The organism is Aeromonas sp. 1805, from assembly GCF_013085525.1.
Taxonomy (GTDB): domain Bacteria; phylum Pseudomonadota; class Gammaproteobacteria; order Enterobacterales; family Aeromonadaceae; genus Aeromonas; species Aeromonas hydrophila.
On the sequence record NZ_CP038515.1, the window covers coordinates 936,480 to 948,614 of the forward strand.

The 12,135-nt window shown below is 62.2% G+C and carries 11 protein-coding genes; 3 read left to right on the plus strand and 8 right to left on the minus strand.

The window, feature by feature from the left end:
- Window positions 1-135 precede the first annotated feature (135 nt).
- Entirely contained in the window at window positions 136-1,152 is a 1,017-nt protein-coding gene (locus tag E5E96_RS04440) for an SGNH/GDSL hydrolase family protein (RefSeq protein ID WP_039214012.1), read from the plus strand.
- Between the two features lie 60 nt (window positions 1,153-1,212).
- On the opposite strand, the gene E5E96_RS04445 is transcribed toward E5E96_RS04440, so the two are convergent.
- Window positions 1,213-1,947 carry an ABC transporter substrate-binding protein gene (locus tag E5E96_RS04445; protein ID WP_171281635.1) on the minus strand — a complete coding sequence of 245 codons (735 nt, stop codon included), beginning with the start codon at window positions 1,945-1,947 and terminating at the stop codon, window positions 1,213-1,215.
- 233 nt (window positions 1,948-2,180) lie between these two features.
- Here E5E96_RS04445 and ompA point away from each other — a divergent pair, with 233 nt between their 5' ends.
- A complete protein-coding gene (gene ompA, locus E5E96_RS04450) occupies window positions 2,181-3,239 on the plus strand; it encodes a porin OmpA (protein WP_011707503.1) in 1,059 nt (352 codons plus the stop codon).
- A gap of 85 nt (window positions 3,240-3,324) precedes the next feature.
- Here the strand turns inward: ompA and E5E96_RS04455 are convergent, their stop codons facing one another.
- Genes E5E96_RS04455 through E5E96_RS04465 form a run of 3 tightly spaced genes read right to left on the minus strand, consistent with a single transcriptional unit; the run spans window position 3,325 to window position 6,813 of the window.
- The gene (locus tag E5E96_RS04455; RefSeq protein ID WP_029304753.1) at window positions 3,325-3,894 is read right to left on the minus strand and encodes a membrane integrity-associated transporter subunit PqiC; all 570 of its coding nucleotides are present in this window, start codon (window positions 3,892-3,894) and stop codon (window positions 3,325-3,327) included.
- On the minus strand, window positions 3,894-5,540 hold the full coding sequence (gene pqiB, locus E5E96_RS04460) for an intermembrane transport protein PqiB (RefSeq protein ID WP_017409490.1): 1,647 nt from the start codon (window positions 5,538-5,540) through the stop codon (window positions 3,894-3,896). The genes E5E96_RS04455 and pqiB overlap by 1 nt, the downstream gene beginning before the upstream one ends.
- Window positions 5,533-6,813 (minus strand): paraquat-inducible protein A, encoded by a 1,281-nt coding sequence (locus tag E5E96_RS04465; protein ID WP_011707506.1) that lies wholly within the window; start codon window positions 6,811-6,813, stop codon window positions 5,533-5,535. The genes pqiB and E5E96_RS04465 overlap by 8 nt, the downstream gene beginning before the upstream one ends.
- 177 nt (window positions 6,814-6,990) lie before the next feature.
- Here E5E96_RS04465 and hfq point away from each other — a divergent pair, with 177 nt between their 5' ends.
- Window positions 6,991-7,353 (plus strand): RNA chaperone Hfq, encoded by a 363-nt coding sequence (gene hfq, locus E5E96_RS04470; protein WP_011707507.1) that lies wholly within the window; start codon window positions 6,991-6,993, stop codon window positions 7,351-7,353.
- Window positions 7,354-7,492: 139 nt separating this feature from the next.
- Here hfq and E5E96_RS04475 read toward each other — a convergent pair whose 3' ends face one another.
- The 4 genes from E5E96_RS04475 to dapA form a co-directional block, all read right to left on the minus strand.
- Window positions 7,493-8,083: an HAD family phosphatase gene (locus tag E5E96_RS04475; protein WP_171281636.1), complete on the minus strand. Its 591-nt coding sequence runs from the start codon at window positions 8,081-8,083 to the stop codon at window positions 7,493-7,495.
- Window positions 8,084-8,148: 65 nt separating this feature from the next.
- Window positions 8,149-9,252: an EAL and HDOD domain-containing protein gene (locus E5E96_RS04480; RefSeq protein WP_171281637.1), complete on the minus strand. Its 1,104-nt coding sequence runs from the start codon at window positions 9,250-9,252 to the stop codon at window positions 8,149-8,151.
- A 4-nt stretch (window positions 9,253-9,256) separates the two neighbouring features.
- Window positions 9,257-10,897: a diguanylate cyclase gene (locus tag E5E96_RS04485; RefSeq protein ID WP_171281638.1), complete on the minus strand. Its 1,641-nt coding sequence runs from the start codon at window positions 10,895-10,897 to the stop codon at window positions 9,257-9,259.
- A 94-nt stretch (window positions 10,898-10,991) separates the two neighbouring features.
- On the minus strand, window positions 10,992-11,864 hold the full coding sequence (gene dapA / locus E5E96_RS04490; protein ID WP_011707511.1) for a 4-hydroxy-tetrahydrodipicolinate synthase: 873 nt from the start codon (window positions 11,862-11,864) through the stop codon (window positions 10,992-10,994).
- Window positions 11,865-12,135 lie beyond the last annotated feature (271 nt).

Below are 12,135 nucleotides of genomic sequence, written 5' to 3' on the forward strand. Positions count from 1 at the left end.
TTAATCCATACCGCATACTGCGAAATTAAATTCGGCTAGATACCCTGCAAGATGGCAAAACAGCTTCCCAGCACCTTTGCCTATCGAGGAACAGTCTGCAGGCACCACCTGCTTCCAACCAATGAGAACAACAAGATGAAGAAATGGTTTGTGTGTTTATTGGGACTCTTCGCGCTGACAGTTCAGGCAGCCGACAGTCGCCCCGCCTTCTCCCGGATCGTGATGTTTGGCGACAGCCTCTCCGACACCGGCAAGATGTACAGCAAGATGCGCGGTTATCTCCCCTCCAGCCCCCCCTACTATCAGGGCCGCTTCTCCAACGGGCCGGTCTGGCTGGAGCAGCTGACCCAGCAGTTCCCGGGGCTCACCATCGCCAACGAGGCGGAAGGGGGCGCCACCGCGGTGGCCTACAACAAGATCTCCTGGAATCCCAAGTATCAGGTCATCAACAACCTGGATTACGAGGTGACCCAGTTCCTGCAAAAGGACAGCTTCAAGCCCGATGATCTGGTGATCCTCTGGGTCGGCGCCAACGATTACCTGGCTTATGGCTGGAACACCGAACAGGATGCCAAGCGGGTGCGCGACGCCATCAGCGATGCGGCCAACCGCATGGTATTGAACGGCGCCAAGCAGATTCTGTTGTTCAACCTGCCGGATCTGGGCCAGAACCCCTCGGCCCGCAGCCAGAAGGTGGTCGAGGCGGCCAGCCATGTCTCCGCCTACCACAACCAGCTGCTGCTGAACCTGGCACGCCAGCTGGCCCCCACCGGTATCGTCAAGCTGTTCGAGATCGACAAACAGTTCGCCGAGATGCTGCGCGAACCGCAGAACTTCGGCCTGAGTGACACCGAGAACGCCTGCTACGGCGGCGGCTATGTGTGGAAGCCGTTTGCCTCCCGCAGTGCAGCCAGTGTCGCCAGCGACAGCAGCCTCTCCGCCTTCAACCCGCAGGAGCGGCTCGCCATCGCCGGCAACCCGCTGCTGGCCCAGGCCGTTGCCAGCCCCATGGTGCGGCGCAGCGCCAGCACCCTCGACTGCGAAGGCAAGATGTTCTGGGATCAGGTGCACCCCACCACCGTCGTGCACGCCGCCCTGAGCGAGCGGGCCGGCGCCTTCATCGAGGCTCAATACGAGTTCCTCGCCCACTGATGAAAAAGGGCCGACGACAGTCGGCCCTTTCTTGTTGTGCAGCCCCAGCGGGCCCACCGCTCAGCGGTAGCGCTTGACGATGCCGTCGTAGATGCCGTTCTGCTTGATGGTGGCCAGCGCCTCCTGCAGCCGCTTGATCACCTCGGGCGGCGTCTTCAGACTCGCCGCCACGTACAGATCGCCCCCGGTAAAATCCTCGATGTCGTGGACTATCTTGAGGATCTCAGGCCCATAGCCCGCTTGGCGCACATAGTAGTTGGCCGTCTCCTGCGATACCGGCCAGAGATCGATGCGCCCCATCAGCAGTTTGAGCATGTTGGCCTCATGGTTGTTGTTGCGTTGCAGGTTGGAGAACTTGCGACCGATCAGGTACTGCTCAAGCGCGTCGTTGCGCACCGTACCGATGGACCAGGCCCGTGCCTGCGACAACTGGCTGAACGGCTTGATGTCATCCCGCTTGGCCAGAGCGAAGACGTGAAAATTGATCTGTGCTATCGCCCCGATCCACTGGAACTGCGCCTCGCGCTCGGGGAAGCGGCTGATGCTGTAGATGAGCACGTTGGGGCGGCTGCGCGCCAGCGAGATGGCCCGCGCCCAGGGGTAGATGTCCAGCGTGTATTCGAAGCCGGCCTGCTCCAGCATGGCCTCCACCACCTCGGTGCCGAGCCCTTTGACGTCGGCCTCCTCCAGATAGTTGTAGGGCGCATAGTCCTCGGTCACTACCTGCAGGGTCTCGGCCGCCCAGCCCGGCGCCAGCCACAATGCCCAGCACAGCCATATCCATCTGATGTTCATCCCCACCTCGCAGCAAATCCGCCTCGGTTAACTATTGCGCTCCCTCGCCAGAGCGCAAATCCCCGCGGCAAATTGCGGCAATGGTAATCACATTATGTTTTATATCAGTTGGTTGAGAACCTGCTTAAAGCGACTAACCTTAATCTGTTGTGGCTGTGCTATAAGCCCCGACCCATAAGGAGAGGCGACCCTATCAACCTCCCCCCAACAATATGAAATTGCAGAGGCTCAACATGAATAAAACACTGATTACCTTACTGGTTTCAGGCTTGCTTGCGGCCAACGCCCAGGCAGCCGGACAGGACAACACCTGGTATGGCGGTGCCAAGCTGGGTTGGTCCAACTTCTATGGCGTCGATCACAACCAGGCTATCAAGGACGACTACGCCATCAGCGAAGAGGACAAGAATGACGTCGGTGCCGGCGCCTTCCTCGGCTATCAAATCAACCAGAACCTCGGCGTCGAGCTCGGTTATGACTGGCTCGGCAAATACAAGTACACGGCGACCGACAAGCTGATCCCCACCGACATCAGCCGGGACGAGATCAAGGCCCAGCTGGCCCAGCTCACCATGAAGATCGGCCTGCCGGTCAGCGAGAGCCTGGATCTCTATACCCGCCTCGGTGGCGCCTACGCCTGGACCGACAGCAAGCAGCTGGACAATGACAACGGCGCCGCCTTCGTCGGTGCCCTGGGCGCCGAATACGCCTTCAACCGCGACTGGGCTGCCCGTCTCGAGTACCAGTACACCACCCCGCTCGGCGACAAGGCGCTCGACAAGACCGGGGCCGAACTCGACAACGGCCTGCTGGCAGTCGGCGTGGTCTATCGCTTCGGTCAGGTAGCCCCCGTGGTGGCCGCGCCGGTACCGGCCCCGGCGCCCGAGCCAGTAGTGGTCGACAAGCAGTTCACCCTGAGCTCGGACGTGCTGTTCGACTTCAACAAGGCCACCCTCAAGCCAGCCGCCGGCCAGGCGCTGGATAACCTCTACAGCCAGATTGAGCAGGCCAGACCCAAGGATGGCGTCGCCACCGTGATCGGCTATACCGACCGCATCGGCTCCGATGCCTACAACCAGAAGCTCTCCGAACAGCGCGCCCGGACCGTCGCAGACTATCTGGTCGGCAAGGGCCTGCCGGCAGGCAAGGTCAACGTGGAAGGTCGCGGCAAGGGCAATCCGGTCACCGGCGACAGCTGCACCAGCAAGTCCAAGAAAGAGCTGATCGTCTGCCTAGCCCCGGATCGTCGGGTTGAGGTCAAGGTCGAAGGGATCTCGGAAGTTCAGCAGTGATCCTCCAGCGTGGCTGACAGCCACGAATGAAAAACGGGAGGCCAAGGCCTCCCGTTCCATTTTGGGTCTGTGCATCGGCACAGCGTCAGGCGCTCTTGCGCACCTCTGCCGCAATCTGGTCGAGCAGTTGCTGCCAGCCAGCTCCCAGCTCGCTCACCAGAGTGCCGTAGCCATCGGCCGGCAACACCCGCACCTGCTGGAAGGGGACGTCACGCAGTACCGTGCCCTCTTCGGTCAGCAGGCGCCAGCGGCCGCTCAGCACGGCGCGCCCGTCGTGGCGCCCCTGGAAGCGCTCCACCGAAATGGTCAGCACCGGCCCCTTGCGGGCACCATCCTGCCGCACCACCCAACCCGGCAAGCGACTGGAGAGGCCGTTCAGAGTCAGCTGATCGAGCTGGGCATCCAGCGACCCCGCCCAGCGGTGATACTCGGCGAAGTGCAACTCCTTGCCCTCCAGCTGATAGACCAGGCTCATCCGATCCAGCTGGCCGGAGAGGGACACCGGCTTGAGCACCAGCTGGTGCTGCGGCTGAGCCACCACAGCGGCCGCTTGCTGCGCCTCGGCGTCGAGGGAGTAGTAGTGCAGCTGCGTCGGCGCAGAACTGCAACCCGCCAACAGGCCCAGCAAGGCCAGCGCCATCATCTGTTTCTTCATCATTGACCTCGCTTGGGCTCGGGATCACGGGGGCGAGCCCGATCGAAAATCAACGAGCTCGGCTGCTCGTTGAGCGAATGCACCAACGGCTGCAACTCGCGCATCAGCTGGTTGAGCGACTGCACCGACTGCCGCAGATCCTGGTTGGTCTGGGAGTTGGCATCATACTCCTGCAGCGTGCTCTGCAACTGCTTCAGGCTGTCGTTGAGGGACGCCGGCAACTGCTGGGTCGCGCTCTGACCGGTGAACTTGTCCAGATTGGCGCTCACCGCGCTGACGTTCTTCAGGGTCTGCTCCAGGGTCACCAGGGTGTGGTTGACCTGGTTCAGCGTCTTGGCGGTGTCCATGTCGACGAACTTGTCGAGGATCTGGTTCACCTTGCGCTCAATCTGATCCAGCCCGGCCTGCACGGTCGGGAATACCTGATAGCCCGCCAGCTTGGTGGGCTGGAACTTGGGCGCATCTGGATAGAAGTTCAGATCCACCACCTTGCCCCCGGTCAGCAGGCTGGAAGTCTTGAGCGTCGCCCGCAACCCCTCCTTGAACTGCCGGCCGAACAGTGCCCGCCACTGCTCCTTCTCCGCATTGGCATAGCGGTGGGAGAGGCGCTGCACCTCGATCCGCGCCAGTACCGGGATCTGCCGGCTCTGGAACATCTGCACCCCTTTCTCATCGATGAGATAGGGGGCCGAGATAACGGTGCCGACCCGGATGCCGCGATACTCCACCGCCGCGCCCGGGTGCAGGCCGCCGACGCTGTCCTCGAACAGGAACACGTAGTCGATGAACTGATCCAGGCTACCGGCCAGTACGCTGGCCTGATCCTGGAACAGGGTGAAGTCGTCCATCTGCTTCACCGGCTCGCCGGGCGCCCAGCCGGGCGGCAGCCCCATGGTGATGCCGCCGTCCAGCAGGCTCTCCAGCGAATCCATCTTCACCTTCATCCCCTCGCTGCTCATGGAGACCTCGAAACCCGGGGTCATCCAGAAGCGGGAGTTGCTGCTCACCAGCACGTCATAGGGGGCGTTGATGAAGATCTGGTACTGCATCTCGCTCTTCTCGGGCAGGAACTTCGCCTCTTCCACCTGGCCTATGGTGAAGCCCTGATAGTTGATGGGCGAGCCGACCCCGAGCGCCCGGGTGTCGCGGCTGCTCAGCGATAGTCGCAGCCCCTTGGCGTCCTGGGAGGCCAGTGGCGGCTTGTCCAGCATGGCGTACTCGTCGCGCGCCTTGCCCTTCTTGCCGGGTGCCAGTTCGATGTAGGCGCCGGAGAGCAGGGTGCCGAGGCCGGAGACCCCCTCCCGGCCGACCCTGGGCTTGACCACCCAGAACTGGCTGTCCTTCTTGAGCATGCCGGCGGCGGCGTTGGTCAAACGGGCCTTCAGCACCGCATGGCTGTAGTCCTCGCTGAGCTCCACCGCCTCGATGCGGCCCACTTCCACCTCGCGGGAGCGGATCACCGTCTTGCCCGCCACTATGCCTTCGGCCGTCGCCACCGTCAGGGTGAAACTGGGACCTTGTGAATACCAGTGCTGGAACAGCATCCAGATCCCGATGAACAGCGCCAGCAGCGGCACCATCCAGATAGCGGCGGCCGAGCTCAGAAAATCAGAGCCGGGTTTCCACCTTTTCTTACGCTCACTCACGTTCGCGTTCTCCTTGTTGTAAATCCCAGATCAGGCGGGAATCGAAGCTCATGGCTGCCACCATGGTGATCAGCACCACACCCGCAAAAGCGACGGCCGCAGGGCCCGGATAGATGGTCATCAGGTTGTCGAGCCGGATCAGGCCCGCCAGGATGGCCACCACGAAGACGTCGATCATCGACCAGCGTCCCACGAATTCAGTCATGCGATAAAGCTTGAGCTTGCCAAGGGGCGATGCCCCCTGGCCACGCTGCACCATGTAGCAGAGCCACAGCAGCGCCAGGATCTTGACCAGCGGCACCACCACGCTGGCGAAAAAAATCACCGCGGCAATGGGATAGGAGCCCATGGCCCACAGCAGCACCACACCGCCGAGAATGGTAGAGGGGCTGTCATCCCCGAGGAAGACGGTGTCCATGATGGGATAGAGGTTGGCCGGGATGTAGAGGATCACCGAGGTGAAGAGCAGCGCCCAGGTCCGATTCAGCCCACCCGGTTTGCGGCTGTGCAGATGATCGCCGCACCGTTTGCAACTGTCGGCACCGGCCTCGCTCAGGGCGCCGCAGATGTGGCAGCCCACCAGCCCGGAGGTCATGGCGCTGGCCTCGTCATCCTCCACCGTCAGCCCGTGCAGCTCGCTCGGCCCGAACAATCGTTGCCACAGCCACATCCGGTCCAGCGACGAGATCATCTTGATCAGCAGCACCGTGTAGCCGACGAACGCCCAGAACGACAGGCCCATCTTGATGTCGGCCATCCCCATCAGCTTGACCAGCGAGATGAGCACCCCGATGAGGAACACATCCACCATCAGCCAGGGCTTGATCCGGCACAGCAGCCGGCCGAGGGAGCGCAGGGCGTTGCTGTGCAGATCCTTGTCGACCCGCCACAACACCAGCATGATGGAACCGATATAGACCAGCGGCAGGCCGATCAGGGTCAGGCTCAGCACGGCCCCGAGGAACAAATAGCCCTGATCCACCAGGGTGGTGATGCACTGCAGAAAGGTCATCTCCTGCCCCACCCCCTTGGCGGAGAAGGACATGAAGGTAAAGGAGTTGGAGAGCACGAACATGATGATGGCCGCAAAGCCGTAGGCGATGGGCCTGCGCTCTTGCTCCGGCAGATGGCGGCTCAGGGTGTGACCGCAACGCGGGCAACTGCTCGCCTCCCCCACGGCCAGTGTGGTGGCCGGCACCAGCAGGTCGCACTCTTCGCACGCGGTGGCGTCATGGGTATAGGTGGGTTGGTGTTGGTGTGAAACCGGATGCAAGATGAAACCCCAGCATGAGGCCCGCCACGGGGCCAGAGCCGCCAATTATTACAGCAGCGGCCCGCGCCGACCAGCCCTGTCGTTGCACCATCCGGGTCAGGTGTGAGAATGACTTTGACAAGCAAGTGACCATTTAGCACAATCAAACGCCACTTTTTTTCCGCGGGACAATAATTTATGACAACTGAATCCCCAAGCTACTCCACGATTGAGCAAGCCTTCTCCCTCGGGAACGGGCAAGATTCTGCCCTCAACTGGTTGCGCAAGAATCGCAGTCAGGTCGCCATCTTCTTGGTGAGCGGCATCAAGCTGGAGGGGACCATCAGCGGTTTCGACCAGTACAGCGTGCTGTTGACCGATGCCCACGGCAACCAGCAGCTGGTCTACAAGGCCAAGATTTCCACCATCGCCATGCACTCCGGCCGGCCGCAGGTCAGCATCCAGCGTGCCCGCAAACCCCGCGTCTCCATGGCGCCGCGCCCCCACGGCGCGCCCGGTCGTTATGACGACAACCAGGGCGGCGGTAGCAGCGAGCAGTAATGCACTTGCCTGAGTCACCCCGACGCCATTGCTGCGTCAAAGGGTGACCGAGTCCATTCTCATGTATCATGTCTGTCCCGTATGAGAATGGACTCCACTCTTCCTCCGAGTGGACCCATCCGTTTTCTCTCTCATTCCTTCAATACTGCAAGTCGACCGGTCGGCCATCCCTGACCATGCAGGTCTGCATCCCCGCAGCCTGACCGGCCTGCACGCCGATCCCCGTATCCTCGAATACCAGACAGCCTGCCGGCTCGACGGCCAACCGACGTGCGACCAGCAGAAACGTATCGGGATGGGGTTTGTGCAGTTCCACATCGTCGGCGGTCACCACCACGGGGAAGTAGCGATCCAGCCCGGTATTGCGCAGCACGGCCTCGGCATTGATACGGGGCGAGCCGGTACCGATCCCCATCGGGATGCGCCCGTGGTAGCGCTCAACCAGTTCCAGCATGGCCGGGAAGACGGTCGCCTTGTGCAGGTTGGCCACGTAGTGTTCGGTCTTGCAGCGGGTCACGATGAGCGGATCCAGCGCGATCTGCTGCTGCTCGGCCACCAGCAGAGCGATTTTGCGGCTCGGCATGCCGCCCAGCTCATAGAACCAGTCGGCATCGAAATGAAAGCCAAATTCGCGGGCCGTGTGCGCCCAGGCGGCGAGGTGCAGCGGCATGGAGTCCACCAGGGTACCGTCGAGGTCAAATACCAGGCCTTTAAATCCGGATAGGGTCATGTGCGGAGTCTGTCTCTGAACAAAGGGTCCCCATTCTAATCAGAGCCATCCCCGCTCGCCACGACCTAGGTGGCGAGAAACGCTTGCCCCCACATTTGTGCCTGAAAATAGATGGGCGTCAGTCTGGCGGGCTCCAGCTGATAAGTGGGCGCCAGCTGGGCCAGCAAGGGCCAATCCCCCTGTTCATAGCTCTTCACCAGCTGGAACAGATGAAACAGCGGCCCCTCGCGAGACTCCAGCGCCCGCCTCACGTCCTTGGGCAAGTGGGCCTTGAGCTGCTCGGAGAGCAGCGAACCATCCAGAACCAACCCCACCAGAAAAGCCCAGCTGGCAGCCGCCTTGCCGAGCGCATTCAGGGCGATCAGCTCGCAGAAGCGGCCGCGGGCGATGGCCATGCGGGTGCAGGCCTCCGGCATGTGCTGGCTGACCCTGGCCAGCCCGTAGATGAGCACGAACTTGCGGATCTCCTGCTCCCCCAGATAGGAGAGCGCCCGGGTGACCGAGACGATGGGGCTGGCGTGATCGAAACCGGGGGCGTTGACATAGCTCAGCAACTGCCCCGGCAACCAGGCATCCTGCTCCAGCAGGGTGGCAACCCGGGCGAAGGAGAACTCCTCGCGGCAGATCAGTTGCAGTATCTCCTGCACCAGCTTCATGTCCGGCTGGGCGGCGCGCTGGTTGACCAGCTCGGGACGGGCGAGAAAACCGCCGGCGAAGAAGTCGACTCCCGCCTCCTTGAGCGGCAGGAAGTCTCCCCAGGTCTCGATGTCGAGCGCCATCCGCTTGTGCTCGGTCGGCTGACGGATCCCCTCTTCGCCCATCCAGAACACCAGCAACCGGGAGGCGTTGAACCAGCGTGGCTCGCGCTGGGCACCGTGCACCGCCAACCGGCGCCGGTAGTCGCGCCACTGCTCCAGCACGGGAAACGAGGCGGGCAGCCGATCGGCCGAGGCCTCTACCAGCGGTATGGTGTCCTGATCGAACAGCAGGGGGCGCAGTTCATCGAGCTGCCCGTGGGTGAAGGGCAGCAGGTATTGCCGCCCCTGTGCCAACAACCGGCACTGGGCCGCCAGCAGCGTCCATTCGGACGGGTCGGCAAGCTGATAGTCGATGCCATAGGCGACGAGGGCGAGGCGGCGGTTGAAGATGGGATAGCGACGTAACAACATGGGCTCACCGATAGGCTAGCGTACACGCCCTCCCCTGCGATTTGGCATGATAGAGCGCCTGATCAGCCTGTTCGGTCAAGCTCTGCCATGTTCCATCCAGCGAGGGAACCAGATAGCTAAAGCCTATGCTAACCGTAATGAAATCAGCAACTCGGGAGGCCGGATGCGGGATCTTTAATTCACTGAGCCCCTGGTGAATCTGTTCCGCCAATCGCTCCGCCTCGCCGGGTTGCGGACCGCACAACAGGATCACGAACTCCTCGCCGCCGTAACGGGCCACCAGGTTGGTGCGCCGCCGCTCCGCCTCCTGCAGCAGACCGGCCACCTGTTGCAGACATTGGTCCCCCTTGGCGTGACCGAAGTGATCGTTGTAGGACTTGAACTCATCCACATCGATCATCAGCACCGCCAGCAGATTCTGATGGCGGCGCGCCCACTCCCACTCCCGCTGCATGGTGAGATCCCAGTGGCGGCGGTTGGCGATGCCGGTCAGCGGGTCCTCCAGCGACAGCAGCGACAGGCGCTTGTTGGCCTCCTCCAGCGCCCGGTTGGTCTCCGCCAGCTGCATGGTGCGCTCGCTGACCCGCTGCTCCAGTTCACGATTGAAACGCTCAAGCGCCTCCTGGGTGCGCTGGCGGATCAACAACTGGGAGAGCATGGCCGCATACTGCTTGAAGATCTCGCTCTGATAAGCCTTGAGCGGTCGACGCCACAGCAGGTTGTCGGCCGCAATCCAGCCGATCGGGGTGGCGCCGTCCCACAGCGACACCATGGCGTTCCAGCCGCGACCGACCTCCTGCTTTTCGTAGTAGAGCGGCGCATCCTCCAGTACCAGCACATAATCCTTGCGGCGCAGCGCCTCCTGCACCGTGGGGTGATCCGGAATGGGACTGATGAAGTGATGTTCGTCGATCAGCTCGCCCGCCTCGTTGGTACCCCAGGTGCCGTGCATGGTCTTGAACTCGGCGTCGACCAGGAAGATGGCGATGCGATCGAACTGAAGGTCCTGGCGGGCCAGCACCACGGCCTCGCGCAGCAGTTGATGCTCGCTGTCGCAGCGGGAGAGTTGAACCCCCACCTGATGCAGCGCCTGCAACATACTGAGGAAGGAGCCTTGCAGCGCCTGGCTGCGGATGAGGTCGGCCTGGGTATGGAGTCGTTGATCCCGCTCCAGATCGATCTGGCTGGCAAGCAACCGGCTCTCCAGCTCGGCGGCAAGATAGTGCATCAACAGCTGAATGCTCTGTTGCTGGCGACGGGAGAGGCGATCGAGGCGGCGGCGGGTCTCCAGATAGACCACCGCCTCCAGCCCCTTGTGGCGCTTGAGCGGGAAGCAGGCGCGCAGGCGTGTCGTCTGCGGCTCCACCGTCTCCCAGATGTCGTCAGGGTGGGCTAGCTGCTCCACCACCAGCTGTCCCTTGTCGAGGGCATGTTCGATGAAAACGATTGGCAGCTGGAGCGTAGCAAGGGCGTCGGCAGCCAGGCAGACCAGCCCCTGTTCGAGCTGAAAGCTGTATAGCTGGGACTCGGGCGCCCGCAGCCACAAGTAGATCTGTTCGGCTTCGGTTTTTTCCCTGACTGCCGCCAGCGTCACTTCACAGAGATGTTCAAAACTGGTGAAGTGCTCTGGATCCCATTCCTGCATGCCTGCCATCCTTGGTTGTATCCAAGCGAGTATATCGGCAAACATTGCACTTTAATTGACTAGCCAGTCAAAAGCGCGATCCAGAGCCCACTTTTTATAACAGATTCAACGCCTGCATCGCGTCACGAATGCGGGTGCGCGTCGCCTCGGACAGCGGCATCACCGGCAGGCGGCACTCCTCGCTGCAAAAGCCCAGCAGGGAGACCGCATACTTGGCACCGGCGGGGCTCGGCTCGGCAAACATCGCCTGATGGAGCGGAATCAGCTTGTCTTGCAGTTCGCGCGCGGCTTGCCACTGGCCGGCCAGCGTGAGGTTCTGCACTTCGGCCACCAGCTTGGGCGCCACGTTGGCGGTCACCGAGATGCAGCCCTGACCGCCACCGATGTTGTAAGCCACGGCGGTGGCATCTTCGCCGGACAGCCAGGCAAACGGCTTCTTGATCAGCTGGCGTTCGGTCCAGGGGCGGGCCAGATCGCCGGTGGCGTCTTTCACCCCGGCAATGCGCGGCAGCTCGGCCAGGCGGGCCAGGGTGGCCGGTTGCACGTCGACGATGGCGCGCGGCGGGATGTTGTAGACGATGATCGGCTTGCTGGTGGCGTCGTGCACCGCCTTGAAGTGGTGGTAGAGCCCCTCCTGGTTGGGGCGGTTGTAGTAACCGGCCACGTGCAGGGTGGCATCGGCCCCCGCCTGCTCGGCATGACGGGTGTACTCGATCGCCTCGACCGGGTTGTTGGAGCCGGCCCCGGCGATCACCGGAATGCGGCCCGCCACCAGCTTGACCACCAGCTCCACCACCCGGCAGTGTTCGTCATGGGTCAGGGTCGGGCTCTCGCCCGTGGTGCCCACCGGCACTATGCCGTGGGTACCCTGTTCGATATGCCACTCCACCAGACGCGCCAGCGCCTCTTCATCCAGCTTGCCCTGTCGAAAGGGAGTGATCAGGGCGACAATTGAACCTTTGAACATGGAATTTCCTTCTCCGTTGACTCATGAATGTGGCAATAAAAAACCCCGGTACGATGTGCGCAACCGGGGTTTGAATCTGCTCAGAGATGAGAGGTTACGCGCGAACGTCGGCAGGCCCGAATGTCAGGCTTTTTTTATGCTTTCGTTTCAACCCGTTGAACCGCATTGCGTCATCTCTGCTCAAAAAATGGTGTCTGGGCATATTTCGGGAACACGGCATAAATGTCAAGGCGAAAGCGGCTATGTATAATGGCCGCCCAAAATTGCGTGG